Source organism: Achromobacter sp. JD417, from assembly GCF_041879325.1.
Classification (GTDB): Bacteria; Pseudomonadota; Gammaproteobacteria; order Burkholderiales; family Burkholderiaceae_B; genus Achromobacter; species Achromobacter mucicolens.
Genome location: NZ_CP087159.1, coordinates 937,264 through 964,146 on the forward strand (window position 1 = coordinate 937,264; position 26,883 = coordinate 964,146).

Sequence of the window (26,883 nt, forward strand, 5' to 3'; positions counted from 1 at the left end):
GGCTGCGGGTTTAGCTGACTATCCAGCGTGACTGGGGATGTGCCGCGAAGGAGCGGCTAGGGCTGCTGGCGCATGTGTCGGCGCGCCAGAGAGGTGAAAGTCCTGCTAGGTTCGCGCGGCAGCGGGCCTTGACCAAATCTTGACCGCAATCATTAAAAAAGACCGCAAAACCCTGCGAATCACTGATTGAATGTCCAGTGGCTAAAGGGGGGCTATCGTTGCAAGTCTTTGATTGAAAAGACATTCTGACTTGCAGGGATTTGCAGATCGGCGGACTTTTAATCCGTTGGTCGCGAGTTCGAGTCTCGCACAACCCACCACCCCAATTCGCGCAAGCATCAAGTCGAACGCCGCTATTTCGTTAGCGGCGTTTTTCGTTGGTGCCTAATATTGATTGGTGCCAAATATTTGTGTCAAATACAAAACGCCGCTATCGGAATAGCGGCGTTTTGCTTTGCCTGGCGTTCGTGTACGTCTTAGTACCGCCAGGTCATATGGACCGAACCGGCGTTTTCCCGGTTGCCGCCGCCGAACTGGCCGGTGTAGTTCAGGCCGATGGTTGCGTTGCGCGTGAGCGCGGTTTCGACGCCGAGCTCGGCCAGCGCGGCATCGCGCGCGATGGGAGCGCCGGCCACGGTGAAGGCCTGGCCGCCATCGAAGGACATGGTGCTTTCGGGCTGCACGTCGCCAAAGGCGTGGCGCCAGCCCAAAGTGGCCTGCACGCGTCCTTCGGTCTGGCCAATCGTGAAGTTCATCAGCCCGCGCAAGCCCAGCGTGGAGGTGGTTTGCTTGTTGCTGTCGCTCTGCCCGTTCAAGGCGGCCGATCCGCCGGACTCCGAGAAGCTGCGGTTGCGCGTATCGCTCCAGGACAGCCCGGCGAAGGGCTCGATGCTGACGCGCTCGGACATCGGCAGGGCGTAGCCGAGTTCGGCGAACAACTGGGTGGTGCTTGCGCCATAGTCGGCAGTCAGCGTCTGGGACACGCCGGAGACGCTGGCGCGGCGTTCGGTGGAGATGTCGTGCCAGGTGTAGGCCGTGCCGGCCATCACGTTCAGCTTGCCGGGGCCGACCTCGAACACCTTGCCGCCGAACACCGCCGCGCTGTAGCCGGCAATGTCGGCCTGCGACGAACGGTCGTCCACGCGAATCTTGCTGTCGGTGAAGCCCAGGGCGCCACCCAGGCGCCAGCCGCCGCCCAAGGCGTGGTCGACGCCGGCGAAGACGCCGCCGGTGTTTTGGCGCACTTGCGCGGAATCGCCGTTGCCCTTCCAAGTCTGCCAGTTGCCGATGACTTCGGCCCAGGCGGGCTGCGCATTGGAGGAAGGCAGGGCGGACGCCGACGGGGTGCCGCCAAGTTGCGCGGTCGGCGCGCCTGCCCGCATGCCCGCGCCCAGGTTGGCGCGGAGGTAGGCGAGGGGCACCGCGCGTACCGAATTGTTGAGACCGGTCAGGGTGGAGGTGACACTGGCGTGCGCTTCTCCGGACAGGCTGTTGAAGGCGGCGGCCGTGGCGCCTTCGGGCAGCGTCAGGATGTATTCGTGCAGCGGGTTGCCGGCGGGCAGGCTGTCCAGGGCGTTGGCCACGGCGCGCTGGTTGCCGGTTTGCGCCGCGTCGGCGAAGGCGATCGGGCGAGTCGGCGTTTCAGGAACGCTGGGGGTGACCGGCGTGACCGGCGTGACGGGGGTGACCGGGGTAACCGGAGTCACCGGGGTCTCCGGGGTTTCCGGGGTGACGGGCACCTGCTTGCGGCCAAGCTGCATCACGACGTTCTGGCCGTCATAACGCAGGGCTGGATCCAGAAAGGCGTAGTTGGACGAGACGCTGTTGAACTGCCCGTTGACCGTGCCCGCGCTGAGGATGGCGTATTCGCGGCGGGTCTGGAACCCGCCGTCCGGCCCGACATGCACCGCCGAACCCGCCAGGTTTGCCGTGCCGCTGACAACGACACGGCTGCTTGCCGACGATTGGGAATCGGCCGTCACCTGATAGACCGAACCTGGCGAGAACGTCAGGTCGCCCGCGACGTTCAGGGTGGTGCCGGCCGCGCCAGGGGCCAGCGTGGCGCCGTTTTGCAGCGTGGTCGTGCCGACCGTTCCCGAGCCGCGCAGGGATGCGCCGCTGGCGACATTCAGGGTGCCGCCCAGGGCGCCGTTGACCGTCAGGGCGCCGCCCAGCAGATTGGTTTGACCGCTGAAGGCACTGGAATCGCCGGTCAAGGTGGTCGATCCGGCCAGCATGTCGATGGTGCCCTTGCCCGGCGACAGAGAACTGATGCCGGGGGCGAAGACGTAGTTCGAACTGGAGTGGTTGAAGACCAGCTTGCCGGTCCCGTCGCCAAAGCGCACGCCAAGCGCGGCCTGCACGACGCCCGGCGCGGTAGCGGCGTCGCTGGCGGCGGCGCCAATATTCAAGGTGCCCACCGATCCCGCCGCATCGGCGATTCGGACGCGGTTGGCGGTTTCAAGGGTGGCGCCGTTGGACAAGGTGGCGGCGCCCGAGCCTTGATAGCCAACGAGGAAGGCGCTGGAGGTCCTGAGCCGGGTCTGCGGGCCGTCCGCGACGAGGGTGCCTTCGCTGCCTGCGCTGAAGCCGGCGACCACCTGGTAGGCATCGATCATCGCGCCGTCCGTCGCGGCCAAATGGCCCCTCGAACCCGCATACATGCCCAGCGCAATGTAGCTGGTCAGCGAGGAGAGCTGGCTGCCGGCGCCGGAAACCAGCAGTTTGCCGTCGCCGCCCGCGTACATGCCCACATAGGTCTGGGCGCCGGAAGTGGCCGTGGCCCCGCCCTTGATGTCCAGCGTGCCAGTGCTGCGCGAGCCGATCGACATGCTTCTGACTGTCTGCATCGACGAGCCAGCGCCCGTGATTTCGATCGTGCCCGTCGACCCCGCCGAGTTGGCCACCAGCAGGCCGGTAAGTTGAACCGTTCCCTTGTCGGAGATCGTGACGACGCCGGTGCCGTTGTCACCTGCGGTGATTTGCCCGGCGTTCAGGGAGCTGCCCAGGCCAGAAATATTCAGGGTGCCGAGAGAGCCGGTGTGCGAACCCAGCGTGACGGCCGTCGATGCGATGGCTTTGGCGCCGCGGGTCACGTTCAGCGTGCCCGTGCCATAGAAGCCGACGCTGAAGGCCTCTGCGGTCCACTGAGAGCCCGCGCCGTTGATGGTGGCCGTGCCGGACTGAAGTTCGGACGTGCCGGGCGTGAAACCATTCGTGGAGTTGCCGATGATGGCCGAACCGCTGGTCAAACGGCTGCCATGTTCCACGTTGAGCGAGGGACCGCCAATCGCGCCAAGAAAGATGACGCCCGCCTGGTTGCTGCCGCTGGAGATAACCGGCGCGTACGGCGTAACGCTATTGATGAACAGATAGCCGGTCGAGCCCGGAAGCGATGCCGACGACCAGTTTTGCACGTCTTGCCAGTCTGCGCTCTGCGTGCCGTTCCAGGTGATGTTCTGCGCAATTGCAGGCGCGGCGCCCAAGGCCAGCATGCCGGACCCGGACAGGCCAAGCGCTTGCAAGGCAATGACAATCGCCCTTTTTTTCAGTTTTTGTTGAGGCATTTCGCGTTTCAGAAGTGAATTTAGCTGAGGCGGAATGGCGCAAATCCTGAAAAAGCCATGGCGCACGTGAAGGGAAAGCGGGGATGCGAGGGATGCTGCGGCCTCGATGCTTGGGAAGCCTGCGCGTTGGGGCGCGCGCAATCGATCTTACGATTTGCTGAAAAAGCCAAAGCCCAAAAAAACACCGGTGTTGATGGCTATTTTTCTTATTATGATGCGACCCCAATTTCTATCCCGAGGGCGTAGTCTTCCGTTTTCCAGGCTCATCGCGTATAACTTCCGAACGATATGTGCAGCGCAACATGGCGCATGTCGCAGTCACACCGATCGCAAGCTCACCCCCAGCCTCCCGCAAGGAGTTCCGCCGTGGCCCGATCCAAAGCGTCAGCGACTGCCCGCGATCCCGTCTTGATCGATCTTGCGCTGCAGGGGGGAGGCGCGCACGGCGCCTTCACCTGGGGCGTGCTGGACCGGCTGCTGGAAGAATCGTGGCTCGGCATCGACGGCATCTCCGGCACCTCGGCCGGCGCCATGAACGCCGCCGTGCTGGTGCTGGGACATGCGCGCGGGGGCGCGCAGGGCGCCCGCGCCGCGCTCGAGGACTTCTGGCGCCGCGTGTCCGACGCCGCCCGCTTCAGTCCCTTTCGCCGCAGCCCGCTCGACATCCTGATGGGCTCGTGGTCGCTGGACAATTCCCCCATGTTCATTGCCTTCGACATGGCGTCGCGGGTGTTCTCTCCCTATGACCTCAGCGCGTCCGGGGCCAATCCCCTTGCCGCCATCCTGCGGGAGGTCATCGATTTCGACGAACTGGCGCGCGCGCCCATCCATCTGTTCGTCACCGCGACGAACGCGCGCACGGGTCGGGGCCGAGTGTTCAAGAATGCCGAGGTCAATGCCGACGTGCTGCTGGCGTCGGCCTGCCTGCCCACCCTGTTCCGCGCCGTGATGATCGACGGCGATCCCTATTGGGACGGCGGCTACAGCGGCAATCCGACCATCACGCCGCTGGTGCGGGACTGCCAGTCGCACGACACGATCCTGGTGCAGATCAATCCGGTGGAGCGGGCCGGGTTGCCCAGCAGCGCCCGCGAGATCATGAACCGCCTGAACGAAGTCACCTTCAACGCATCGCTCCTGAAGGAGCTGCGGATGATCGCGCTGCTGCGCCAGGTGGCCGACCCCGGCAATGGCGAGGGCAGGATGTGGGCGCAGATGCGAATACACCGGATCTCGTCCGAGCTCATGGTGGAGCTGGGGTACTCGTCCAAGCTCAACGCCGAATGGCCGTTCCTGTGCATGCTGCGCGACGAGGGCAGAAAGGCGGCCGAGCGTTTCCTGGCCGAACACGGCGACGACCTGGGCAAACGGTCGTCATTGGATATCGACGAATTGCTGGGCGAGGTCTGATCATGGGACTGTTCGGTATTCTGCTGGCGCTGGTCCTGCTGATCGGGCTGGCCTATCGCGGCTGGAGCATCCTGCTGCTGGCGCCGGCCGCGGCCATGGTGACGGCTGCCGCGGCGGGGGAACCGTTGCTGGCCCATTGGACGCAGACCTTCATGGGCGGCGCGGCCGGGTTCGTCGCCCAGTTCTTTCCCTTGTTCCTTCTGGGGGCGCTGTTCGGCAAGCTCATGGCCGACAGCGGCTCGGTCACGGCGATTGCCGACGCCATGACGCGCAAGCTGGGTGCTCGGCGCGCCATCCTGGCCGTGGTGCTGGCCGGCGCCATCGTGACGTACGGCGGCGTCAGCCTGTTCGTGGCGTTTTTCGTGCTGGCGCCCATGGCGCATGCGCTGTTCCGGTCGGCCGGCATTCCGGTACGCCTGATGCCGGCGGCCATCCTGCTTGGCACGTCAACCTTCACGATGTCCGCGTTGCCGGGCACGCCAGCCGTGCAGAACGCCATTCCCATGCCGTTTTTTGCGACCACGCCGTTCGCCGCGCCGGGGCTGGGCATCGTTGCCAGCGCAATCATGCTGGGCTTCGGGCTGTGGTGGCTGAGCCGCGCGGAAGCCGCCGCGCGGCGGGCGGGTGAAGGCTACGTCGCGCCCGCGGGCATGGCCAGCGACGTGGCCGACGACGTGCTGGTGCGCGAGCGCGCCACCGTCGCGCGCGAGTTCGACCCGGCCGAAATGCAACATGGCCAGCGCAGCCCGGACGCGCCCTCGGCGCTGGTGGCGGCGACGCCGCTGGTCGTGGTGATCCTGGTCAACCTGCTCATGACGCTGATCGTCCTGCCGCGCATGGACACCGCGTGGCTTGCCGAGGCGCGCTGGGGCGGCACCAGCCTGGCCGCGGTGGGCGGCGTCTGGTCGGTGATCACCGCGTTGCTGGCCGCGATCGTGGTGCTGGTGGTGTTGAACTTCCGGCGCCTGCCGTCGCTGCGCGACACGATGGACGCCGGCGTGAACGCGTCCGCGCTGCCGCTCCTGAGCGTCGCGAGCCTGGTGGGATTCGGCGCGGTGGTCGCCTCGCTGCCCTCGTTTGCGGCGGTGCGCGACTGGGTGCTGTCGATCGAAGGCGGGCCGCTGGTGTCGCTGGCCGTGGCCACCAACGTGCTGGCCGCTTTGACCGGATCGGCGTCGGGCGGCCTGACCATCGCCCTGCAATCGCTGGCCGGTACCTACATGGAGCTGGCGCAGACCCTGGGCATCGATCCGGCGCTGATGCACCGCGTGTCGGTGATCGGCGCGGGCACGCTGGACAGCTTGCCGCACAACGGCGCCGTGGTGACCTTGCTGGCGGTATGCGGGTCGAACCACCGGGATGGCTACATGAATATCGTCGTGGTGGGCATCGTGGGGCCCATCATCGGGCTGGCGGCGGTCATCGCGCTGGGCAGCGCGGTGGGATCGTTCTGACGCGACGCCCGTCAGGACAGCGTGCGCGCGGGCAGCGCCGCCGACAGGTCGTTCAGGCTCAGGCCGCAACACCGCGCCCGCTCGGCCAGCGTTTCGCTCTGCGCCAGCGCGCGGCTGCTTTCCTCCAGCAGCACGTCCAGCTGCTCTTGCGGCGTGGCGGCCATCGCCCATGCCCGGTCCGCAAAGCGCACGGCAAACTGGTCCACGCACGATTTGCAGATGGCCGCGCCGTTCTGCTCGAGCAGCGGCGCGCCCTGCGCGAGCGTCGATTGGCAAAACTGACAGGCGAGGGCGTGGTTCATGCGTCGGGCGGCCGGGACGAGAGTTGGCAAAAACGGCCACCGAAACGACGGGGCCTGTCATTGAACAACGGCCGCGCACGCCCAGTCTTAAATCGCGGGGCTTGCCGTCTTAATCGACATTGAAGCCGCTCGGCCCCGCGTGCCCAAGCAGTTCCCGGGCGCACTGGACCGCTTCTCCCGGTGTCGCGACCGCCAGGAACGGCAGGCCGAAGGCGCGAGCCATCTTTTCGCCGCGCTTGCGCAGCTTGTCCAGCGCCTGGGCATCGCGTTCGACGGCGATGAACGCCCGGCATCGCGCCCGCAGGCGCGGCATGTTGGCGGTCTGCCATTCGATCATGGCCCTGCGGTCCTCGTGCGCGGCTTCATGGCGCGTGTCGGGCACCACCATGACAAAGGTGCGCGGGTTCTCCACCAGCAGCTCCATTTCCCGGATCCACGTGGCCGAATAGCCCAGCGGCGCGCCGCCGTGCCGGGCCGTCACGATGGGAAACTGCGACAGGTCGTGAAAGAAGAATTGGTCGTGGTTCATTCGAAGGCTCCGTGGGGCAGGACAGGGTCGTCCTTGGCGCAGCCGCAGCTGCCGTAAAGCACGAGACTGTAGGAATCCAGTTCAAAGCCGCAGCGCCGCGCGATCTTCCTGACCCGCTGCGCCGTGGCGGGATCGCTGGACTCCCGGATCTGGCCGCACCGCGTGCAGACCAGGTGGTCGTGATGCCCCTTGTCGTTCAGTTCGAACACGTTGGTGTGCGAATCGAGCTGGGTGCGTTTGAGCAGGCCGGCGTGCTCCAGTTGCGTGATCACCCGGTACACCGTGGCCAGGCCGATATTGCTGTGGTCCGAGATGAGGCGGCGGTAGATGTCCGCGGCGCTCATGTGCTCGTCGGCATGGCGGTAGAAGATGTCCAGGATCTTCAGACGCGGAAAGGTGGCTTTGATGCCGGCGTCGCGCAGCCGTGTGTGGTCCATGAAATGTCTCCATTCAGAGGGCGGATATCCCAATGATGAGAATGATGTACATTTTCAAATGGACCCGCTAACGGGAACCCGTCAACCTGTACCTCAAACCTGCCAACCATGCGTGAAGCGGCTGCCTCTCTCCCTCTGCCCGACGTCCTGCTGACGCCGTACAGCCTGCGCCGGCGCCGGGAATCCAAGGGCATTTCGGTGCCCTCGCACGTCCACGTCGAGGGCATGCTGGTGCTGGTGCACGAGGGACTTGTCATGGTGCAGTCGGGCGATCGCGTGTTGACGGTGCTGCCGGGCAGCCTGGGCTGGATTCCGCCCGGCGTGCGTCATGGCGCGCGCTGGTTTGGCGAGGCGCGCGGCTCGTTCCTGCACGTGCACCCCGACGGGTGCGCGCGCTTGCCGCCGCATTGCCGGGCGTGGCCGTCCTCGCGGCTGATCGAGGCGCTGGTCGAGCGCTTCATCGAAGGCACGTCGCGGGAGACCCCGGCGGCCTATCAGGCGCAACTCTTTGACGTGCTGCTGGAAGAGCTGCGGCAGCGCAGCGCCGAGGCGACCGTGCCGCTGCCGATGCCGGCCGACCCGCGCCTGCAGGATCTGGCCAACACGCTGCTGGATACGCCGGACGACACGGCCGGCATCGACGAGTGGGCGCAGCGGTTGAACATGTCTTCGCGCACCCTGATGCGGCGCTTTCGCCAGGAAACCGGCGTGACGTTGGGGCAGTGGCGTCAGCAGGCCAGGCTGCTGCGGGCGCTGGAGATGCTGTTTCGCGGCGGATCCGTCACGCAGGCGGCGTTGTCGGTGGGCTACGAAAGCACCAGCGCATTCATCGGCAGCTTTCGCACGGCCTTCGGCATGACGCCCACGCGCTATCTGGCGGGGCGCGCCTAGGAAATGACCGCGAAGGGTTCGCCGCGGCGCGCGTCAGGCGGCCGCGGGCTGGTCCGGATGCAGCGGACCCTGCGGGTCGTTCTCGGCGTCGGGACGGGGCGGCACGGGTGCCAGACCCAATCCCAGGCGCAGGCGCTGGCAATCCGGATTGGGCGATCCGTCCGGCATCCAGATGTCGAAGTCGCGGCACGGCGTGGGCCGGTTTTCGTAGATGTCGCAGTGAATGCCGGGCTTGCCGAGCTCTCCGCGCAGCGAGATGCAGCGCCCGCCGCCCATCTCAGTGCCCTTCATGCAGGCGCGCAGGGGGCTCATCTGGGTGACGAGTTCCAGCGGCACCTGGCCGCCGTTTTCGCCGGCCAGTTCACCGACGTAAAAGGACACGCGAAAGTGCGCGCAACATGCGCCGCAGTCCAGGCAGGGATTGGCGGACGGGTCGTCGCCAGCCAGCACGGCAGGCGACACGAAGGTAACGAGCGAAGTCAGTGGCAGGGACATGGGGCAAGGTCCGAAATGGCCTGTCCGGCTCCCCGTCTTGGCGCATGCCGGGCCTGCGATGCGCCGGCCCGCCGCGCTGATCCGACGGTGCGCGCGGCACAGGCCGGCGCCGAATCAAGGCCGGAAATATTATCTGGATTTGCGTTGCGGCCGCTACGACTTTTTTCAGGGACGTTGCTGGAGTAGCATCGGTAGCCCGTCAGCCGTAAGGAGCGATCTCTTGTCCGCCAAAACCGATTTCCCAGATGGCCTTGCCCGTTGCGGCTGGGTGGACACGTCCGCCGAATACATGGCCTATCACGACACCGAATGGGGCCGCCCCGAAGGCGACGATCGCGCGCTGTTCGAACAGCTTTGCCTGGAAGGTTTCCAGTCCGGGCTCAGCTGGCGCACCATCCTGAACAAGCGCGAGGCCTTCCGCCGCGGCTTCGCCAACTTCGACCCGGCCAGGCTCGCCGCCTTTGGCGAACACGAAGTCCAGGCGCTCTTGGCCGATCCGGGCATCGTGCGCCATCGCGGCAAGATCGAAGCCATGATCAACAACGCGGCCCGCGCGCTGGAAATGATCGACCGCGAAGGGTCCCTGGCCGCGTATTTCTGGCGCTTCGAAGCGCCGCCCTCCAAGGTGTCCACCTACGGCGCTTCGACCTCCGAACAGTCCGAAGCGCTGTCCAAGTCGCTCAAGAAACTGGGCTGGAAATTCGTGGGGCCGACCACGGTGTATGCCTTCATGCAGTCCGTGGGCATGGTCAACGACCACAGCCCCGGCTGCCATTGCCATCCGCTCGTCGAAAAGAAGCGCAAGGCGTTTGTTCGGCCGGGTGGCCGGTCAGCCTAGGGCGCGGTCTGCACCGGCGCCTGCGTGGGCAAGCTGTAACGCCCCTCGCGGTAAGCCCAGCTTGGCCACAGCGCGTGCGCCAGCGCCTCGGTCGCCAGTTCGGCGTTCAGCGGCGCGGGCGCGTAGTCCTCGGGCGCCGTGTAGCGGTACTGCACCGGGGGCTTGTTGGGCGCCAGCACCAGCAGGTCGTCTCCCTTCAGATACCCATAGGTGCTGTCGTACTGCATGATGGCGCGTCCGGGCGTGCTGCGCGTCAGGTCGTGGCCGATCATCGGGTGCTCGGTATCCACGCCAATCAGCGACAGCAGGGTGGGCGGCAGGTCGATCTGGCTGATGATGCGGTCGTCGCGCCGCGCCTCGATGCCGGCGCCCAGGATCACGGCAGGAATGTGGAAGTGGCGTACCGGCACCAGGCTGGCGCCGAACACGCGCGAGTCATGGTCCGCCGCCACCAGGAAGACCGTGTTTTCCCAATACGGAGACGCCTTGGCGCGTTCGAAGAACCGGCCCAGCGCCCAGTCGGCGTAGCGCACCGTGTTCTCGACGGTGGCAGGGTTGCCGTCGGTTTCGATGCGGCCCGCCGGGTACTCCCAAGGCGTATGGTTGGACACGCTGAACGCCAGCGTGAAGGTCGGCTGGTCGCCATCTTCGCGCAGCAGGCGGTCAAGCTGGTTGAACATGTCCTCGTCCGACGCGCCCCACGTGCCGACGAACGCGGGGTCGACAAAATCAGGCCGGTCGACGATCTGCTTGAAGCCGTTGCCCAGGAAGAAGCCCTTCATGTTGTCGAAGTGCGACTCGCCGCCATAGATGAAGCGCGAGTGATAACCGTGCCGCCCCAGCAGGTCGGCCAGCGAAAAGAACCCGCGCTGCGAGCGCGGCAGTTTCAGCACCGCTTGCGCGGGGGTGGGCAGGAACCCGGTGGTGACGGCTTCCAGTCCGCGCACCGAGCGCGTGCCGGTGGCGTAAGCGCGCGTAAACGTCCAAGCCTCGCGCGCCAGCGCGTCCAGCTCCGGCGTCAGGTTGGCGCCGCCCAAGGCCGCGCTGTACTGCGCGCCCAGGCTTTCTTCAAGGATGATGACCAGATTGAGCGGGCGATGCGTCTTGCGCGTGGCCGGCTGGCGATGCAGGCTGGGGTAATCGGGATTCGGCGGGGGAAACGGCAGCCCGGACTTCGCCAGCACCAGGGCGTGCATCTCGTCGTCGTCCATGCCGCCATATACGGCGGAGGCCGACTTCTCGTTCTTCATGCTGTAGACCGCATAGAACACGTTGTACAGCGAGTTCAACGCCAGGGTGTTGAGCATGCCGTCGGAGCTGTAGGCCACCGAGGACGGGTTGATGGGACGGTGGCCCAGCGTGCCGCGGATGGCCAGGATCACCACTGCCAGGATCGCCACGCTGGCTAGTGGCATCTGCCACCACGTCAGCGGCGCATCCGGACGCGCGTGGCCCAGCAACGCCCATGCGGCCCAGCCAATCAGCGCCAGCGCGCCCAGCCCGCCCAGCAGGGCGCCCTTGTAGCCGCGCCACAGCATGCCAGAGACTTCGCGCGGGTGCTTCAGGTATTCGACGAACAGGCGGTTGGGACGGGAGTCGTATTCGATGATGAAGGGCGGCGTCGCCACTTCCAGGAACGCCAGCAGGACGAACGCCACGATGTACCAGACAGCGGTGATGTCCGCCGCCACGGAAAAGTGGCCGAACAGCGGCGACAGCACGGCCGGCAGCGCCGCCAGCACCGCGATCTGATGCGCATCGATGCGCAGTCCCCGCAGCAGCAAAGGCGCCAGGCCGCCGGCGTTGCGCACGCGCTGCCACTGCCAAAGCGCCAGCGCCAGGCGGCTGAGCGTCAGCAGCGCGAAGGCCGCCAACACGAATATCAAAGTCGAGTGCCGCATCGGGCCTCCAGGTTGTCCTGCACTTGCGCCCGGTCAGGGCGGATTTGGTCATTTGGCATTGGAACCGCGCCGGCGTCAAAAATTCGGCAACCGGGCCGGATCCGGTTACTACCGCCCAGCCGCAGTCGTCTCTCTTTGTAACGGCGTACCCCTTGCACGGGCACGCCGCTTGCTGCGCAGCGGTGCGGACGTTCGCGCCGTTGGCATGCCTGCATGGCGAGTTCGCCCGGAAAAATCCGCACACATTATGGCGTCGTTCCGCCCGACCGTCGCTGCAGGCCGCGATACCCTGGGGTAGTGATCCGGCCAGCGCAGTTCGGCCGGGCAGCAAAGCCAAGGATAGTAACCATGACGCGAACAAGAAAAATAGCGATCGGGATTGTAGGGGGCATTGCCCTGCTGGTGGCGGTAATGGTGATCGTGATCGCCACGTTCGACTGGAACCGCGCCAAGCCCATGATCAACGAACGGGCCACGGCGGCCATGGGCCGCCCGTTTGCCATCAACGGCGACCTGAGCGTGCGATGGCAGCGCGAGGCGGGAGAGGGCGGCTGGCGCAGCTGGGTGCCGTGGCCGCGTGTGGTCGCCAACGACATCACCATCGCCAATACCGAATGGGGCAAGGCGCCGCACTTCGCCACCCTCAAGCGCGCGGAGTTCAGCCTGTCCCCCTTGCCGCTGCTGGCCCAGCACGTCGTCATCCGTCATATCCAGTTGACCGAGCCCGCGGCTGACCTGGAAAGGCTGGAAGACGGCCGCGCCAATTGGGTCTTCACGCTGCCGGAGTCCGGCGAGCCGTCGCCGTGGGTGCTGGACATCAATGAGATCGGCTTTGACAAGGGGCGCGTCGGCTATGCCGACGAAATGCTGAAGGCCGACCTGACCGTGCTGGTCGATCCGCTGGGCAAACCCGTGCCATTCGCGGACGTGGCCGGTAAATCCTTCGTGCCCGAAGACGGCTCGGCCGTCGCGCCGCGCGACTACGTGTTCGGATGGAAGGTCGACGGCAAATACAAGGGACTGTCCACCAAGGGCGAGGGCAAGGTCGGCGGCATGCTGGCCTTGCAGGATCCCAAGCAGCCGTTCCCCTTGCAGGCCGACGTGGCCATCGGCGGCACGCGCGCCTCGGTCGCGGGCACGCTGACCGATCCCGTGCATCTGGGCGCGCTGGACCTGCACCTGAAATTGTCCGGCTCGTCCATGGCGCAGCTGTATCCATTGACGGGTGTCACGCTGCCGGACACGCCGCCCTACAGCACCGACGGCCACTTGGTGGCCAAACTGCAGAACCCCGGCGGGGCGGTGTTCGACTACAAGAATTTCAACGGCAAGGTCGGCGACAGCGATCTGCATGGCGACATCAGGTTCGCGCTGGGCGCGCCCCGTCCCAAGCTGACGGGCAAGCTCTCGTCCAAGCTGCTGCAAATGGCCGACCTGGGTCCGCTGATCGGCGTGCCGTCCGGCGGCGGTCCGAAGGCCGACACGGACAAATCCAAGGACGCGCCCGCCAAGCCCAAGGGCGGCAAGGTGCTGCCCACGCAGGAGTTCCGCACCGACCGCTGGCGCGACATGGATGCGGATGTGTCGCTGGACGCGGCGCGCATTGTCCACGACAGCAAACTGCCGCTGTCCGATCTCTCGGTCCACGTCATCCTGCAGGACGGTAAGCTCACGCTTGATCCGCTGCGCTTCGGCATGGCCGGCGGGACGATGAACGCGACGGCACGACTGGACGGCTCGAAAGCGCCACTTACCGGCCGCATCGACATGCACGCGCGCCGGTTGCAGCTCAAGCAGCTGTTTCCGTCTGCCGAAGCCATGCAGAAAACGCTGGGCGAGCTCAACGGCGATCTGGCGATCAGCGGCACCGGCAACTCCGTGGCGGCGCTGCTGGGCACGGCGACGGGCGACGTCAAGATGCTGGTCAACGACGGCGTCATCAGCCGCAGCCTGATGGAGCTGGCGGGACTGAACGTCGCCAACTATGTGGTCTCCAAGCTGTTCGGCGACGATGAAGTGAAGATCAACTGCGGCGCGGCCGACCTGGAGCTGAAGCGGGGCGTGATGACGCCGCGCGTCTTTGTGTTCGACACCGACAACGCGTTGATCACCATCACCGGCTCGGCCAGCTTCAAGGACGAAACCCTGGATCTGGATATCGACCCGGACAGCAAGGGCTTTCGCATCTTCTCCTTGCGCTCGCCGTTGTATGTGCGCGGGACGTTCGGTTCGCCCGACGTGGGCGTGCACGTCGCGCCGCTGGCGGCGCGCGGGGCGGGCATGGTGGCGTTGGGCGTGCTGCTGACGCCGGCGGCCGGGCTGCTGGCGCTGATCGCGCCCAGCGCGAATGACGACAATGCTTGCGGGCCGTTGCTGGAGCAGATGCGCAAGCCGCCCAAGGCGCCTGCGCCGGCCAAGAAGTAAATAGGCAAGAAGGCCGGCACATTGCCGGCCTTCTCACTGTCATCGGCGTGCGACGCTAACGCTCAGGGCATCGTCCGGAATCCCTCCGGCGCGGTGTCGTCGGCCGCACAGACCCTGTCGCGGCCGTGATTCTTGGCGTAATAGAGCGCCTGGTCCGCGCGCTCGAACACGGCTTCCAGTGTCGCGCCCTGGTCCGGGTAATGCGCCACGCCCACCGAGATCGTGATGGAAGCGGGCAGGGGCGAGCCTTCCGTGATGGCCAGGCGCGCGCGCAGGCGCTGCGCGATCGCGATGGCCGCCGCCATGCTGGCGCCCGGCAGCAGCATGACGAACTCCTCGCCGCCCGGCCGCGTCAGCACGTCGCCGCTGCGCGAACCCTCGCGCATGACGCCGGCCAATGCCTGCAAGGCCTGATCGCCCGCCGCGTGGCCGTAGCGATCATTGATGCGCTTGAAGTGGTCGACATCGATCGCCACGATGGCCACCGGCGTCCCCTCGGCGCCCAACAGCGCCAGCGCCTCGTCCATGCCGCGGCGGTTCAGAAGGCCCGTCAGCGTGTCGGTCGTGCTCTCTTGGCGCAGGTCGCTGAGCTTGTGGTGCATCGACGCCAGACCCGTCAGCAGCGCGCGCCGCAACTGCGCGGCCTCGAAATACCATGAACGCACGGCGCGGATCCGGTCCGCGGAATCCGGGTCCTGCATGCGCTTGGCAATGCTTGCCATCTGCCCCAACGGGCGCGCGATCCAGCGCGACAGCAGCCAAATCAGGGCGACCGATAAGAGCAGCAGCGGCAGCGTGTTGCGGACCGTGGCCATCAGCAGGTCCGCCATCGGGCGCAGCGTGCTGTCCACCGGGCGCTGCGCGATGATGCTCCAGCCGGTGCTGGGAACCGGCGCAAAACCGGCCAGCATGTCGCGGCCATCGCTGTCGATGAAGCGCTGTTCACCCGTCTCGCCACGCCGGGCGGCCGCGAAGGTGTCGTTGTCGGGGGCGGGCTTGCCCAGCCGCGCGCGGTCCGGGTGGTAAATCAGCGTGCCCTTGCGGTCGATGACGTAGAGAAACGAATCGTCGCGGTAGAAATGCTCGTCCAGCAAGCGGTCCAGCACGTTGTCTTCGTGCAGGTAGAGCGACCCCGCGATGAATCCGAGGTAGCGGTAGTCGCGCGAAAAAATCGGCTGGGTGTAGAGGATCTGCCAGCGGCCGTTGCTGGCCTGAAAGGGTTCGCTGATCGTGGGGTGGCGGGTGGCGAGCGCCTGCTTGACCGCATCGCTGACCAGTTGGTGGCCCAGCAATTGCGGATACGACGGCGACACGGCCAGCACCTTGCCTTGCGGCGACGCCACGAAACTTGAGTTGAAGTGGCCCATCTGCTGTTCCAGCCGCCGCGTCTCCGCCGCCATGCGCTCGGGGTGGCTTTCCATGTCGGCCAATTCGTCGGCGCTGTAGGAAAGGTAGCGATGAATGTCGTTCAGCAGCGCATTGGTGGTCAGCGCCAGCTTGGCCGCATAGATGCGATTCGTGTCCATCGCATTGCGCAAGAGCAGGTCGCGCTGCACCAGATAGCTGGCGTGCAGGCCGCCCGCAAGCACCACAAGGACCGACAGCAGGCTGATCCACAGGATGAGACGCCGCAGGTCGACACGAAACATGACGGCATCCGTCAGCTGCGGGCGCGGCCCGGAGGCTCGCCGGAAGGCGGCGAGGCGTTGCAGGCAAGCGCGTCCCAGGCGCGCATCGCCTGCCGGGCCACCGCCTGCAATGTCTTGCGGCTGGCGCCGTCGCGGGCCTGGATCGACATGCCATGCAGCACCGTCGTGTAGAACGCGGCCAATCCCTTCAAGTCAGTCCCGCCGGGCAATTCACCCTGCGCTGCGCCCGCGGTCAGGCGGGCAAGGATGCGGCTTTGCATCTCGCGCCGGTTGTCCCCCAGAAAATGCCCCACGCTGGCCTGGTTGTCGCAACCGGCCGGCGCGCCCAGCACGATCATGCAGCCGGGAGGCAGGCCCGGCGCCGTGAAGCGCTCGGCCGAGGCAAGCAGCATGGCCTCGATGGCGTCACGCGCGGTCGGCGCCGCCAGCAGCGCGCGCCGCGCCGAACCGCCTTCCGTGTCGCGGTACAGCTGGACGGCTTCCCGGAAAAGGCCTTCCTTGGAACCGAAGGCGCCATAGAGACTGGGCGAGTTGATGCCCATCGCCTCCGTCAGATCGGACAGCGATGCCCCTTCATATCCCTTCGACCAGAAGACTTCCATGGCCTTTTGCAAGGCTTGGTCCCGGTCGAAGTTGCGCGGGCGCCCTCGTTCAGCCATGCCGGGGATTTTACCCGTGCCGACTATTTTGTGTTGATCGATAAAAAATTCATTGACCAGCCATCACGCGCCCGGCGATGATATTTGTACCGATCACTACAAAACGAGGTTTGACCATGCAGAACTTGAACGGCAAAGTGGCGTTCGTCACCGGCGGCAGCCGCGGCATCGGCGCCGCCATCGTGCGCCGGCTTGCGGCCCACGGCGCGGACGTGGCCTTCACGTACGTCAGCGCATCGTCGGCCGCGCCCGCAGAGGCGCTGGTCCAGGAACTGAAGGCGCAGGGCCGCCGTGCCGCAGCGATCCAGGCCGATTCCGCAGACGCCGCCGCGGTCAGGCGCGCCGTGGAAACCGCCCTCCGCGAACTCGGACCGGTGGATGTGCTGGTCAACAACGCCGGCATCTTCCTGTCCGGGCACATCGCGGACAACACGTTGGACGACTACGAGCGGACGATGGACGTCAACGTGCGCGCGCCTTTCGTCGCCATCCAGGCGGTTCAGGCCGCCATGCCCGATGGCGGACGCATCATCAACATCGGCAGTTGCCTGGCAGCCCGCGCCGGCCGGGCAGGCGTCGCGTTGTACGCGGCCAGCAAATCCGCGCTGGTCGGCCTGACGCAAGGCCTGGCCCGCGACCTGGGTCCGCGCGGCATCACCGCAAATGTCGTGCACCCCGGTCCCATCGACACCGACATGAACCCGGCCGACGGCGACCGCGCCGCCGACATGGTGGCGGTGCTGTCCTTGCCCCACTACGGCCAAGCGCGCGATATCGCCGGGATGGTCGCATTCTTGGCAGGACCCGAGGGCCGCTACGTCACGGGCGCGAGCCTCGCGGTGGACGGCGGCTACGCGGCTTGATCCTGTTCGTCGAAACTTTTTCGCCACCCGACTTGCACAAATAAAAAAAGCCCCATATAATTTTTCTTCTTCGCAGCACACACATAACGAAACGCTACGGCGCACAGCGCGGCAGCAGATCAAAGTGAGTGAATCGCAGGGCTGTTAGCTCAGTTGGTAGAGCAGCGGACTCTTAATCCGTAGGTCGAGTGTTCGAGCCACTCACAGCCCACCAGAATTCTTTGGCAGTACATCAAAAAGCCCACCGGTTTCGGTGGGCTTTTTGCATTGCTTCGCAATTACTGGCCTGGTGCGCGCAACCCTCACGCCAATATCCGCAGCGCCGTCTCGATCCCAAATGCCTGCGCAAACTGCTGCGCCGGCAAGGGTTTGCCGAACAGATACCCCTGACCCTCTTCGCAATGCTCGGCCAGCAGCCGTTCGCGTTGCGCATCCGTTTCGATGCCTTCGGCGATGGTGTTCAGGTCAAAACTGCGCGCCACGTCCACGATGGCGCGGATCACGGTGGCGTCGCGGTTCGAGTCCAGCATGCCGCTGACAAACGAGCGGTCGATCTTGATGCGCGTGATGGGATGGGTCTTCAACAGGCTCAGCGACGCATACCCCGTGCCGAAGTCGTCGAACGAGATGCCCACGCCTTGCGCGCGCAGGCGCTGCAGCATTTCCAGCACTGCGGCGTCGTGGTTCAGCACGATGTTTTCGGTGATTTCCAGTTCCAGCGCCTCGGGAGGCAGGCCGTGCCGGTCGAGCGTCTGCGCGACCTCGGCCGCCAGGTCTCCTTCGCGGAACTGCGCGCCGAAAAGGTTCACGGCGATGCGAAAGTCGTGCAAGCCGCTGCGGCGCCAGAATGCGGCTTGGCCGCACGCTTCGTTCAACACCCATGAGCCGACGGTGGCCGCCAGCGGTCCGCTCTCCAAGGAGGGAAGAAAGACTGCCGGCGCCAGCAGGCCCAGTTGGGGATGACGCCATCGCAACAGCGCTTCGGCGCCGGTCAGCGCACCGGTGGCCAGGTTGATCTGCGGTTGATAGAAGAGCAGGAATTCGCCTTTGGCGACCGCGCGGTGAAGCTCCATGCCATACAGGCGGCGTGCGACGGCTTCCAGGCGCAGGTTGGGGGCGAAGACGGAGACGCGGCCGCGGCCGACTGCCTTGGCCTTGACCAGGGCGAGATCGGCGTTGCCGACGAGCTCGAGCGCTTCGTGGGCGTGCAGCGGCGCAATGGCCACGCCGCAGCTTGCGGTAAGCCGAAGCTCCTGCCCGCCGATGTGGAAGGGTTCGGCAATCCGCGCGAGGGTCAGTTGCGCCAATTCCGTCGCCTGCGTCAGATCGCCGGCGTCTTGTTGCAGGATGGCGAATTCGTCGCTTCCCAGGCGGGCGACGGTGTCGCAGGGATCCGCCGTCGCCTCCAGGCGCGCCGCAAGTTCTCGCAGGATTGCGTCGCCGATCGCGTGGCCCAGGGTGTCGTTGATGTCCTTGAAGCCATCCAGGTCCAGCATCAGGATGGCGGCGGGAGACGGGCGCGCCAGGACTTCTTCCACGCGCCGATAGAAGACGCCGCGGTTGGCCAGGCCGGTCAGCGGATCGAAGCCGGTGAATTTGCGTGCGTCCTCGTCATGCCGCATGGGCGCGGGGTCCGCACCGGCACGCAGTGCGGCCAGATGCGTCTGCCGCTCGACCGAGGCCAGATCGCTTATTTTTCGGGCGCGTTCGGCGTTGACCTCGACACGCCGAAGCTCCAGGCGGTCGGAGGCCATTCGGGCCAGTTCGCGCAGCCGGTCCTTGTCTTCCTCGCTGAAGTCGGAGTGCGGTTCCGTGTCGATGACGCACAGCGCGCCCAGCGGATGGCCTTCGGGGGAATTTAATGGCACACCGGCATAGAACCGGATGCTTGCCGCCCCGCAGACGAGGGGGTTGTCGTGAAAGCGATCGTCCAGCCGGGCATCCGGCACGACCATGACGTCGTCCTGCAAGACTGCGTGGGCACAAAAGGAGACGTCGCGGCGCATGTCCGTCTCTTCGAAGCCCGTGCTGGCCGCAAAGAAGACGTGATCGCTGCCGATCATGTTGATGGCCGACACCGGCATGTTGAACATGCGCGACGCAATGCGAACCACCGGATCAAGACTGGGGAGCGCGCGCCGCGCATCCAGCCCATATTCCGACAGGGCGCGCAGTCTTTCGGTCTCGCTTGGCAAAGGTGGGGGGCATTTCATCTACAGCCTCCTTTTATTTCTCCTTGTCCTGCGACGTTCTGGAGTTCCCGGCGTTGCTTGGCCGAACCGCGCAACGTAACACCGTCCTGGCCGGTGGCCTGTTTGGGCGCGCGGGAGGCGCCGAAGAACCAGTATCGAAGTGTGACGCGATCATCAAAGATTGACCAACACACCTGTAACTGAATATTCCGTTTTCGAATTTAGCGCAGCTTTCTTCCGTTTGCCAGCGCGCGGCGGCACGCGATTGCGCGATCACTAGGAACTCCATGGTCGCGCGCGCGAGCCCGCGCGGTACGCGCAAAACGCGTCAAAACCATTACCCGCCAGTCGAAAACAATCATTTTTTTGCGTGGAAGGTTTTCAGCTTGCATTCATCGTTGCGTCATGCGCGGCACACAGAATGCGGGCCTCGAACAGCTTCCACGGGAAAAAGGAAATGAAGTTCTGGAGTCGGAATGCGCTCGCCTGCGCCGTCATGAGTGCGATGACGCTGATTGCGGGGTGCGGCGGCGACAATGGCAGCGATGACGAAACGCCGCCGGTCATCGAGGAGCCGCCCGCGCAGGCCCGGCCGCTGGAACTGACGATCCTTCACATCAACGACCACCATTCCACGCTGGACGGCAAGGACAAGACGCTGACCTTGAAGAATGCGGCCGGGGTCGATACCGACGTGACCGTGTCGGCCGCGGGCATGCCGCGCGTGAAAGCCGCCATCGACCAGCTGGCCGCGAATTCGCCGAACGTGCTGAAGCTGCATGCGGGCGATGCGCAGACCGGAACGCTGTATTTCAACCGCGCCGGCGCGCCGGGCGAGGCCGATGTCGCGCTGATGAACACGGTCTGCTTCGATGCCATGGCGGTGGGCAACCATGAATTCGACAAGGGCGACGACGGGCTGAAGCGCTTTGTGGACTTCTTGCATGCCGGCGCGTGCCAGACGCCCGTCCTGAGTGCGAACGTCGCGTTTGGCGCCAGTTCGCCGCTGCACGGCACCGATCTGATCAAGCCTGCCATCGTCGTCGAGCGTGACGCCCAGAAGATCGGCATCGTCGGCCTGACCATCGCCAGCAAGACCAAAGAATCGTCGAGCCCCAATGCGGACACGACGTTCACCGACGAAGCCGTGGCCGCGCAGGGGCAGATCGACGCGCTGCGCGCCGATGGCGTCAACAAGATCATCCTGCTCAGCCACATCGGCTACGGCTATGACAAGGAAGTGATTGCCAAGCTGAGCGGTGTGGACGTGGTGGTGGGCGGCGATTCGCATACGCTGCTGGGTCCCGACTCGATGAAGACGATGGCCGTGGGCACGCCGGGCGGCGCCTATCCGACCCGTCTGGCCGACAAGGACGGCAAACCCGTCTGCCTGGTGCAGGCATGGGAATACTCGCAAGTCGTGGGCGAACTGAAGGTCAGCTTCGACGCCAACGGCGACGTGACGAACTGCGCCGGCACGCCCCACGTGTTGATCGACACCGACTACCGCGTCAAGTCGGGCAGCGCCCTGGTTGCAGCCTCCGATGCCGATCGCGCCGCCTTCAAGGCCGAGGTTGCGGCCAGCGGTTTCCTGCGTGAGCAGACGCCGGACGCCGCGGCGTTGTCGGTGCTGCAACCCTTCAAGGACAAGATCGACGTCTTCAGCAAGACCAACGTTGCGCAGGTGCCGCTGGAGCTGTGCTTTCGCCGCATTCCGGGCCCCACGCCTGCCAGCAATACAGCCAGTCCGGCTTGCGAAAGCGAAGGCAACGTCGCCCTGCGCGGCGGAGACATCCAGCAGCTGGTGGCGCAAGCGTATCTTGACGTGGCCAACGCCGAATACGGCGGCGCCGACATGACCCTGCAAAGCGGCGGCGGTGTGCGGCGCGCCCTGAATGGCACCGTGACGGCGGCCGACGTGATCGCCGTCGTGCCGTTCGGCAACATGCTGTGGCGCCTGGACCTGACCGCCAATGAGGTCCGGTCCATGGTCGAGGACGGCCTGGACGCCACGTACAAGCCGGGCGGCAAGGACGGTCCTTATCCCTACGCGGCAGGCCTGCGCTGGGACGTGACGGCCTCCAACGCGAAGGGCAGCCGCGCCAGCAACTTTCAGTACCTGGATCAGGCAACCGGCACGTGGCTGCCGCTGGACAATGCGCGCACCTATCGCCTCTTCGTGCTGAGCTTCAATGCGACGGGCGGCGATGGTTACGCCACGCTGGCCAACGTGCCGTCCGAGCGCCGTTCCGACATCGGTGTGCTGGACGCCGACGTGTTCCAGGCCTACATCGACATGCAGACCAAGGACGCGGGCACCAGACTGCCGATCCTGAACCGCATCGACAACGACCGCTACAGCACGCATAACTGGCAGCCGTGATCGTGGGCCGCGCGCCAGGGGGTCGGCCCGGCGCGCGGCCGTCTAGAAAACGTCGATCATTTGGCAGCGTTGGCGAACACCACACTCAGCGAATGCGCCGACGTTACCCGTAGCCGCACATCGCTGGCCGGACGCGTCGCCCATCCTGCTGCGCGGACCAGCCCGGACAGCAGGCCGAAGGCCGGCGCGGCCACGTTCAGCAGGTCGTCCACGCCTGGCGGCGGATTGAGCGGCGCCTGAATGACCTCGCTGCTCAGGCCGCTTTCGCTCAACAGGGCCTGAAGGCGCGCAAGCGTCGGATTCAGGGCGTCGACGTTTTCCAGATGGAAGTCCTGCCGGTTGCTGCAGAGTCCGGCAAGCTGTTCGGCGCTGGTTCTATCTAGAAAGTAAGTGCGTGCCACGGTCATGGGAGCCTCCGCTGATAGCGGCATCATATCGCTCGGCGCAACGGGAATCGGGGGCGTACAAAATGTTGCCCGACGCCCCGCAGCCCCTTGCTAGCATGATCCTCGCCGGAATGAACCGGTATCTGGATGGACAGTGGAGGTTGCCATGAACTCAAGAACAATCAACCGGATCGCCGTGCTTGCGACCGCGGGCGTGCTGCTGGCCGGTTGCGCGACGCAACAGCAAACGAATACCGCTGTCGGAACGGGCGCGGGCGCGGCGTTGGGCGCGGGCATTGGCGCGCTGATCGGGCACGGCAAGGGCGCGGCGATCGGCGCGGGCATCGGTGCGGTGGCGGGCGGCCTGGTGGGCTACAACTGGAAGGTGGTCAAGGAGGACGTGCAGAGTTCCGGCGCCTCATCGCTGGGCATCGACGTCGTGGAAATGCCCGACGGCAGCCTGAAGGTCAATATTCCCAGCGGCGTGTCGTTCGATACGGACAAGACGCAGCTCAAGCCGGCGTTGCTGCCGGTGCTCGATAGCGTGGCGCGTTCGCTGAACCAGCATCCCGAGCTGCGGGCCAAGGTGGTCGGCCATACCGACAGCACGGGTTCGCTTGCGCACAACCAGACGCTGTCGGTGAACCGCGCCAAGAGCGTGACCGACTACCTGGCCAAGCAGGGTGTGGCGGGCACGCGTCTGTCCGTGGAAGGCCGCGGTCCGAACGATCCGATCGGCGACAATGCGACGGCCGAAGGGCGCGCGCTGAACCGGCGCGTGGAGATCTACCTGTACGCGGTCCGGCAGTAAGCGCGGGCGCGTTCCTTGCTGTCAGGCGGCTGGCGCGATGCGCGGCCGCCTTTTCTTTCCGGAGTCTGTCATGAGCGATTTTCCTCCCGCCTGCATCGGTACCGATACCGCGGTTGCCGCGCTCACCGGCTGGCAGGCCGTGGCCATGCGCGATGCCATCGAAAAGCGCTATCGCTTTCCCAACTTCAACGCCGCGTTCGGCTTCATGGCGCGGGTGGCGATGTTCGCGGAAAAGCTGAACCATCATCCCGAGTGGATTAACGTCTACAACCGCGTGGACGTGACGCTGACCACGCATGACGCGGGCGGTGTGACCGAGCTGGACGTGCGGATGGCGCAGTTCATGGATGAGGCGGCCGAACACGCGGGCGCGACGGCGCCCAAAGCGCAGCCCTGACCTCGGCGGCCGGCCAAGCGGCCCGCTGCTCAGTCCGCCGTGTCGCCGGCCTCGGTTTGCAGGTGGCCGATCAGGCGGTCGAGCATGTCGCCGAATTGCTGCTGTTCATCGGCGGTCAGGCAGCCGAAGATTTCGTCGTTGCGGCGCGCAATGAGGTCGACGATGCGGCGGTACTGCGTCAGGCCGTCGGCAGTCGGCGTCAGCACCACGCCGCGTCCGTCGGATGCGGAGACCGTCTTTTCGACAAGCCCGCGATCCACCAGCGCCTGCGCCGAGCGGCTGGCCTGGCCCTTGTTCAGATTGGCGGCGCGCGCCAGGTCGTTGACCGACAGCGGCGCAAACCGGCCAATGGCGGCGAGGCACCGCGCCTCGCCCAGCGGAATGTCGCAGTCCTTGAGATAGGCACGATTCGTGTCGCGGTCCGTGATCTTGTTGAGCACGTGAAGGCGATAGGTGAGGAATCGTTCCAGGGCGGGCGTTTTCACGTCGGACGGGCGGGATCGGCGCCCGCGCAGGATGAGGCCGGATAGTTTGCCACAGCGCCGTCATCCAGGCTGGCGGCTTCGGCCTGCGCCAGCAGCGACAGGGCTACTTCGGCCGACGGCAGGCGGCTGAGCAGCGACAAGCCGAGTATCGACAGAAATAGCGGCGCGCGCGATTCGCCGACGCGCGTGAGCGTCTGCGCCATGCGGGTGTAGACCTGGTCCAGGGCTTCGGGATTCATGCGTGGCCTTTCGAGGTGGCGGTGGAAGTGAGCGAGGGGTAGTAGGGCGCCAACGCGGCGCGCAGGTCGGCGGCGGCAGGCGCAATCCAGCGTCCCAGCACGTAGCCGTCGGGGCGCAGCAGGTAGACGGCGCCGGCCTGGTGGCCGTAACGCGAGGCGAGCTGGCCGTGCGGGTCGGCCAGTCCGCCCGGGCCGGCGCGCAACACCTGCAGTGGACGCGGGGCATCCTGCGTGGCCGCGGCCAGCGCATCCAGCGCGGCCGACACGGCCGGGTCAGGCGAAATGGCCAGCGCCACGAAGCCCGCGCCGAAATGGGCGGTCAGGTATTGCGGCACGTCGCCATCCTGCAGCAGCACGTCGGGCGCCGGTTGGCCCGGCGCGGCGGCCGGGCCGGCCTCGGGGGCGCGGTCCTCGCGGTTCAAGGGCGAGGTGTCGTACGAGATGGGCGCGGACTGGCGCGGATTGATGAGCGAGCGCACGCCGTCGTCCACCAGCGCGAGGCGCAGCGCGGCCTCGCGCATGAGCCGGAAGCCGAAGTCCGGCGGCGCCATGAATTCCGTGCTCTTGGCGCCGTAGGCCAGGTTCTGGCGCGTGGCATGCACGCGCTCGATGCTGTAGCTGTCCAGCAGGGCGTCGGGCGACTGGCCCTTCAGCACCCAGGCAAGTTTCCAGGCCAGGTTGCCGGCGTCGTCCAACCCGGAATTCAGGCCGCGCACGCCGAAGATCGGCACGAGGTGGCCCGCGTCGCCCGCGAACAGCACGCGGCCGTGGCGGTAGCGATCCAGCGTCAGGCATTTGGCGTTGTAGATCGAGATCCAGAGCGGCTTCCAGGGCGCGGTCTCGCCGATCATGTCCAGGTGGCTCTGCACGCGCGGCAGCACGTTTTCCGGCTTGACGGCTTCGTCGGGGTCTTCGTCGTCACGGATCTGGTAGTCGACGCGCCACACGTTGCCGGGCTGGCGATGCATCAGCAGCGTGGATCCCGGATTGGAAGGCGGATCGAACCACGCAAGGCGTTCGACGGGCCGTTGCGATTCCTGTTCGATGTCGACGATGACGTAGCGCCCCTCGTACTGCATGCCTTCCAGCTTCAAGCCCATCGCGTCGCGCACGGTGCTGCGGCCGCCGTCGCAGGCGACGACCCAATCGGCGCGCACCGTCTGGCGGGCGCCGTCCGCCTCCACCTCGACCGATACGCCGTCCGGACCGGGCTGCACGGCGGTGACGCGTGCCGACCAGGCAAGCGTGGCGAGGCCGGGATGGCGCCGCATGGCCTGGTGCGCGAATTCCTCTACGTAGTACTGCTGGATGTTCACCATCGGGGCATACCGCTGCAGGGGATCGTGCGGCATCTGAAAGTGCAGGACTTCGCGGTCGCGGTAGTAGCTTCGCCCGCCCGTCCAGGCCAGACCCGTGTCGATCAGCGGCCGGTCGGCGCCGATCCAGCCCAGGATCTCTTGCGACCGGCGCGACATGCAGATGGCGCGGCTGCCGCTGCAATAGCCTTCATCGGCCTCGACGGTGAGGGAGGCGATGCCGTACTCGGCGAGCAGGGCGGCCAGGGTCAGACCGACCGGACCGCCGCCGGCGATCAGGACGGGAACGTGCGATGGGAGCGTCATGCTGTCTCCAGAATTTGGTTGTTTGCGCAACTATATGCCCAGTATGTTGCGCACGCAACCAATTTTTGAAGGCGATAAAAAACCCGCCGAGGGGCGGGTTTGGGGGCCGGTTCAGGCCGGTTGGCGGCCATCAGTGGCGTGTGTCAGTTGCGTACGTTGTAGATCCGCATCGCCTGCTGCTTCTGGTTGGCGTCAAGCACGCGCAGCACCACGACCTTGGCGGTGAAACCGTCGGGCAGCTTGAGCTGGCCCAACGCGTAGTCGTAGCGGTCGACCGTCAGCGCGGGGCCTTCCGGCGTCACGGTGGCGGAGCGGCCGTTGGGGTAGGAGCCTTCGATGGCGAAGGTCAGCGTGCCCTTGAACGGCGCGCCCGTGCGTTCTTCGCGCATCACCAGCACCTGGTAGTCGAGCAGGCCGGGGGCGCGCTTGAAGGTGGCCGAACGGATGCCGAGGTTGCCGCCGCGGGGGTCGGGCGGCATGGCGTCCTGGAACAGCACCAGTTCCTTGTTCAGGGTTTCGATCTTGGCGCGGCTTTCCGCCAGGTCGGTGGTCAGCTTTTCGTGACCGGCCTTGTTGGCGTCGCGCTGCTGGGTAGCTTCTTCAAGCTGGGTTTGCAGGCGCTGGCGCTCCATGTTGGAGGCGCTGAGCTCGCTGTGCAGCTGTTCGGATTGTTCGACGGTCAGGCGTTGCGGACCGTAGTTGGTTTGCAGGAAGAGCACGCCGCCCGCGCCAAGCGCAATGCCAACCAGCAGCAGAACGAGCCAGCGCGGCATGCGGCGCGTGCGTTGTCCCGGTTGGTATACGGAGGGCTTGAACGTGGCCCGTTGCGATCTTCCAAACATCCCCATTCCTAGAAAACTTCCTGTGTATGTGCTCGTGGGCAGGCGCGCGCGCATGCCAAAGCGTCAGAGAATACCCCGTTAGCCGGGGGCGTTGCGTGCGCGGACAAG

General features: G+C 66.1%; 23 protein-coding genes and 1 tRNA gene. 10 read left to right on the top strand and 14 right to left on the bottom strand.

All coding sequences use genetic code 11. The features are described from left to right. Positions 1–476: 476 nt before the first annotated feature. The gene (locus LN047_RS04320; protein ID WP_373981184.1) at positions 477–3,566 is read right to left on the bottom strand and encodes an autotransporter domain-containing protein; all 3,090 of its coding nucleotides are present in this window, start codon (positions 3,564–3,566) and stop codon (positions 477–479) included. Positions 3,567–3,989: 423 nt separating this feature from the next. Here LN047_RS04320 and LN047_RS04325 point away from each other — a divergent pair, with 423 nt between their 5' ends. Both LN047_RS04325 and LN047_RS04330 read left to right on the top strand, forming a co-directional pair. Continuing rightward, on the top strand, positions 3,990–4,976 hold the full coding sequence (locus tag LN047_RS04325) for a patatin-like phospholipase family protein (protein WP_373982106.1): 987 nt from the start codon (positions 3,990–3,992) through the stop codon (positions 4,974–4,976). 2 nt (positions 4,977–4,978) lie between these two features. Next, a complete protein-coding gene (locus LN047_RS04330) occupies positions 4,979–6,430 on the top strand; it encodes a GntP family permease (RefSeq protein WP_062841662.1) in 1,452 nt (483 codons plus the stop codon). A gap of 11 nt (positions 6,431–6,441) precedes the next feature. Here LN047_RS04330 and LN047_RS04335 read toward each other — a convergent pair whose 3' ends face one another. The 3 genes from LN047_RS04335 to LN047_RS04345 all read right to left on the bottom strand — a co-directional run bounded on the left by LN047_RS04335 (position 6,442) and on the right by LN047_RS04345 (position 7,698). Further along, positions 6,442–6,732 (bottom strand): ClpX C4-type zinc finger protein, encoded by a 291-nt coding sequence (locus LN047_RS04335; RefSeq protein ID WP_056320842.1) that lies wholly within the window; start codon positions 6,730–6,732, stop codon positions 6,442–6,444. Between the two features lie 109 nt (positions 6,733–6,841). Continuing rightward, positions 6,842–7,261 (bottom strand): hypothetical protein, encoded by a 420-nt coding sequence (locus LN047_RS04340; RefSeq protein WP_152383473.1) that lies wholly within the window; start codon positions 7,259–7,261, stop codon positions 6,842–6,844. Then, positions 7,258–7,698: a transcriptional repressor gene (locus LN047_RS04345; protein WP_373981185.1), complete on the bottom strand. Its 441-nt coding sequence runs from the start codon at positions 7,696–7,698 to the stop codon at positions 7,258–7,260. The genes LN047_RS04340 and LN047_RS04345 overlap by 4 nt, the downstream gene beginning before the upstream one ends. A gap of 108 nt (positions 7,699–7,806) precedes the next feature. Between LN047_RS04345 and LN047_RS04350 the strand changes: the two genes are divergently transcribed. Continuing rightward, on the top strand, positions 7,807–8,589 hold the full coding sequence (locus tag LN047_RS04350) for a helix-turn-helix domain-containing protein (RefSeq protein WP_373981186.1): 783 nt from the start codon (positions 7,807–7,809) through the stop codon (positions 8,587–8,589). A 33-nt stretch (positions 8,590–8,622) separates the two neighbouring features. On the opposite strand, the gene LN047_RS04355 is transcribed toward LN047_RS04350, so the two are convergent. Next, complete coding sequence (locus LN047_RS04355; RefSeq protein WP_373981187.1) at positions 8,623–9,084, bottom strand: YkgJ family cysteine cluster protein; 462 nt, start codon at positions 9,082–9,084, stop codon at positions 8,623–8,625. Positions 9,085–9,304: 220 nt separating this feature from the next. Between LN047_RS04355 and LN047_RS04360 the strand changes: the two genes are divergently transcribed. Then, a complete protein-coding gene (locus LN047_RS04360; RefSeq protein WP_373981188.1) occupies positions 9,305–9,922 on the top strand; it encodes a DNA-3-methyladenine glycosylase I in 618 nt (205 codons plus the stop codon). Here the strand turns inward: LN047_RS04360 and LN047_RS04365 are convergent. Then, positions 9,919–11,823, bottom strand: coding sequence for an LTA synthase family protein (locus tag LN047_RS04365; RefSeq protein WP_223574305.1), 1,905 nt, complete (start codon positions 11,821–11,823; stop codon positions 9,919–9,921). The two genes, LN047_RS04360 and LN047_RS04365, sit on opposite strands and share 4 nt — an antisense overlap. A gap of 348 nt (positions 11,824–12,171) precedes the next feature. Between LN047_RS04365 and LN047_RS04370 the strand changes: the two genes are divergently transcribed. Beyond that, positions 12,172–14,247, top strand: coding sequence for an AsmA family protein (locus LN047_RS04370; RefSeq protein ID WP_373981189.1), 2,076 nt, complete (start codon positions 12,172–12,174; stop codon positions 14,245–14,247). Between the two features lie 62 nt (positions 14,248–14,309). Here LN047_RS04370 and LN047_RS04375 read toward each other — a convergent pair whose 3' ends face one another. Together LN047_RS04375 and LN047_RS04380 are read right to left on the bottom strand one after the other, a co-directional pair. Next, the gene (locus tag LN047_RS04375) at positions 14,310–15,896 is read right to left on the bottom strand and encodes a diguanylate cyclase (RefSeq protein WP_373981190.1); all 1,587 of its coding nucleotides are present in this window, start codon (positions 15,894–15,896) and stop codon (positions 14,310–14,312) included. Positions 15,897–15,907: 11 nt separating this feature from the next. Further along, positions 15,908–16,555, bottom strand: coding sequence for a TetR/AcrR family transcriptional regulator (locus tag LN047_RS04380; protein WP_373981191.1), 648 nt, complete (start codon positions 16,553–16,555; stop codon positions 15,908–15,910). Between the two features lie 116 nt (positions 16,556–16,671). Here LN047_RS04380 and LN047_RS04385 point away from each other — a divergent pair, with 116 nt between their 5' ends. After that, complete coding sequence (locus LN047_RS04385) at positions 16,672–17,418, top strand: SDR family NAD(P)-dependent oxidoreductase (RefSeq protein WP_373981192.1); 747 nt, start codon at positions 16,672–16,674, stop codon at positions 17,416–17,418. A gap of 138 nt (positions 17,419–17,556) precedes the next feature. Then, a tRNA-Lys gene (locus LN047_RS04390) sits at positions 17,557–17,632 on the top strand. An 88-nt stretch (positions 17,633–17,720) separates the two neighbouring features. Here the strand turns inward: LN047_RS04390 and LN047_RS04395 are convergent. Beyond that, entirely contained in the window at positions 17,721–19,631 is a 1,911-nt protein-coding gene (locus LN047_RS04395; protein ID WP_373981193.1) for a putative bifunctional diguanylate cyclase/phosphodiesterase, read from the bottom strand. A gap of 436 nt (positions 19,632–20,067) precedes the next feature. Between LN047_RS04395 and LN047_RS04400 the strand changes: the two genes are divergently transcribed. Next, a complete protein-coding gene (locus LN047_RS04400; protein WP_373981194.1) occupies positions 20,068–21,993 on the top strand; it encodes a bifunctional UDP-sugar hydrolase/5'-nucleotidase in 1,926 nt (641 codons plus the stop codon). Positions 21,994–22,049: 56 nt separating this feature from the next. Here the strand turns inward: LN047_RS04400 and LN047_RS04405 are convergent, their stop codons facing one another. Continuing rightward, positions 22,050–22,400 (bottom strand): hypothetical protein, encoded by a 351-nt coding sequence (locus LN047_RS04405; protein WP_373981195.1) that lies wholly within the window; start codon positions 22,398–22,400, stop codon positions 22,050–22,052. A 145-nt stretch (positions 22,401–22,545) separates the two neighbouring features. Between LN047_RS04405 and LN047_RS04410 the strand changes: the two genes are divergently transcribed. After that, positions 22,546–23,190 carry an OmpA family protein gene (locus LN047_RS04410; RefSeq protein WP_056320876.1) on the top strand — a complete coding sequence of 215 codons (645 nt, stop codon included), beginning with the start codon at positions 22,546–22,548 and terminating at the stop codon, positions 23,188–23,190. A 70-nt stretch (positions 23,191–23,260) separates the two neighbouring features. Beyond that, on the top strand, positions 23,261–23,587 hold the full coding sequence (locus LN047_RS04415) for a 4a-hydroxytetrahydrobiopterin dehydratase (protein WP_373981196.1): 327 nt from the start codon (positions 23,261–23,263) through the stop codon (positions 23,585–23,587). A 29-nt stretch (positions 23,588–23,616) separates the two neighbouring features. Here LN047_RS04415 and LN047_RS04420 read toward each other — a convergent pair whose 3' ends face one another. The 4 genes from LN047_RS04420 to LN047_RS04435 all read right to left on the bottom strand — a co-directional run bounded on the left by LN047_RS04420 (position 23,617) and on the right by LN047_RS04435 (position 26,775). Beyond that, positions 23,617–24,072: a MarR family winged helix-turn-helix transcriptional regulator gene (locus LN047_RS04420; RefSeq protein ID WP_280002918.1), complete on the bottom strand. Its 456-nt coding sequence runs from the start codon at positions 24,070–24,072 to the stop codon at positions 23,617–23,619. Next, positions 24,069–24,311: a hypothetical protein gene (locus tag LN047_RS04425; protein ID WP_373981197.1), complete on the bottom strand. Its 243-nt coding sequence runs from the start codon at positions 24,309–24,311 to the stop codon at positions 24,069–24,071. The genes LN047_RS04420 and LN047_RS04425 overlap by 4 nt, the downstream gene beginning before the upstream one ends. Beyond that, positions 24,308–25,933: an FAD-dependent monooxygenase gene (locus tag LN047_RS04430; RefSeq protein ID WP_373981198.1), complete on the bottom strand. Its 1,626-nt coding sequence runs from the start codon at positions 25,931–25,933 to the stop codon at positions 24,308–24,310. Before LN047_RS04430 ends, LN047_RS04425 begins: the two co-directional genes overlap by 4 nt. Positions 25,934–26,076: 143 nt before the next feature. Then, positions 26,077–26,775, bottom strand: coding sequence for a DUF6776 family protein (locus tag LN047_RS04435; protein WP_056320887.1), 699 nt, complete (start codon positions 26,773–26,775; stop codon positions 26,077–26,079). Positions 26,776–26,883 lie beyond the last annotated feature (108 nt).

Excerpts from the sequence above, each read along its gene's own strand:
- LN047_RS04320 (WP_373981184.1), bottom strand. The coding sequence starts at position 3,566 with ATGCCTCAACAAAAACTGAAAAAAAGGGCGATTGTCATTGCCTTGCAA.
- LN047_RS04330 (WP_062841662.1), top strand. The coding sequence starts at position 4,979 with ATGGGACTGTTCGGTATTCTGCTGGCGCTGGTCCTGCTGATCGGGCTG.
- LN047_RS04335 (WP_056320842.1), bottom strand. The coding sequence starts at position 6,732 with ATGAACCACGCCCTCGCCTGTCAGTTTTGCCAATCGACGCTCGCGCAG.
- LN047_RS04340 (WP_152383473.1), bottom strand. The coding sequence starts at position 7,261 with ATGAACCACGACCAATTCTTCTTTCACGACCTGTCGCAGTTTCCCATC.
- LN047_RS04345 (WP_373981185.1), bottom strand. The coding sequence starts at position 7,698 with ATGGACCACACACGGCTGCGCGACGCCGGCATCAAAGCCACCTTTCCG.
- LN047_RS04350 (WP_373981186.1), top strand. The coding sequence starts at position 7,807 with ATGCGTGAAGCGGCTGCCTCTCTCCCTCTGCCCGACGTCCTGCTGACG.
- LN047_RS04355 (WP_373981187.1), bottom strand. The coding sequence starts at position 9,084 with ATGTCCCTGCCACTGACTTCGCTCGTTACCTTCGTGTCGCCTGCCGTG.
- LN047_RS04365 (WP_223574305.1), bottom strand. The coding sequence starts at position 11,823 with ATGCGGCACTCGACTTTGATATTCGTGTTGGCGGCCTTCGCGCTGCTG.
- LN047_RS04370 (WP_373981189.1), top strand. The coding sequence starts at position 12,172 with ATGACGCGAACAAGAAAAATAGCGATCGGGATTGTAGGGGGCATTGCC.
- LN047_RS04375 (WP_373981190.1), bottom strand. The coding sequence starts at position 15,896 with ATGTTTCGTGTCGACCTGCGGCGTCTCATCCTGTGGATCAGCCTGCTG.
- LN047_RS04380 (WP_373981191.1), bottom strand. The coding sequence starts at position 16,555 with ATGGCTGAACGAGGGCGCCCGCGCAACTTCGACCGGGACCAAGCCTTG.
- LN047_RS04385 (WP_373981192.1), top strand. The coding sequence starts at position 16,672 with ATGCAGAACTTGAACGGCAAAGTGGCGTTCGTCACCGGCGGCAGCCGC.
- LN047_RS04395 (WP_373981193.1), bottom strand. The coding sequence starts at position 19,631 with ATGAAATGCCCCCCACCTTTGCCAAGCGAGACCGAAAGACTGCGCGCC.
- LN047_RS04400 (WP_373981194.1), top strand. The coding sequence starts at position 20,068 with ATGAAGTTCTGGAGTCGGAATGCGCTCGCCTGCGCCGTCATGAGTGCG.
- LN047_RS04405 (WP_373981195.1), bottom strand. The coding sequence starts at position 22,400 with ATGACCGTGGCACGCACTTACTTTCTAGATAGAACCAGCGCCGAACAG.
- LN047_RS04410 (WP_056320876.1), top strand. The coding sequence starts at position 22,546 with ATGAACTCAAGAACAATCAACCGGATCGCCGTGCTTGCGACCGCGGGC.
- LN047_RS04415 (WP_373981196.1), top strand. The coding sequence starts at position 23,261 with ATGAGCGATTTTCCTCCCGCCTGCATCGGTACCGATACCGCGGTTGCC.
- LN047_RS04425 (WP_373981197.1), bottom strand. The coding sequence starts at position 24,311 with ATGAATCCCGAAGCCCTGGACCAGGTCTACACCCGCATGGCGCAGACG.
- LN047_RS04430 (WP_373981198.1), bottom strand. The coding sequence starts at position 25,933 with ATGACGCTCCCATCGCACGTTCCCGTCCTGATCGCCGGCGGCGGTCCG.
- LN047_RS04435 (WP_056320887.1), bottom strand. The coding sequence starts at position 26,775 with ATGTTTGGAAGATCGCAACGGGCCACGTTCAAGCCCTCCGTATACCAA.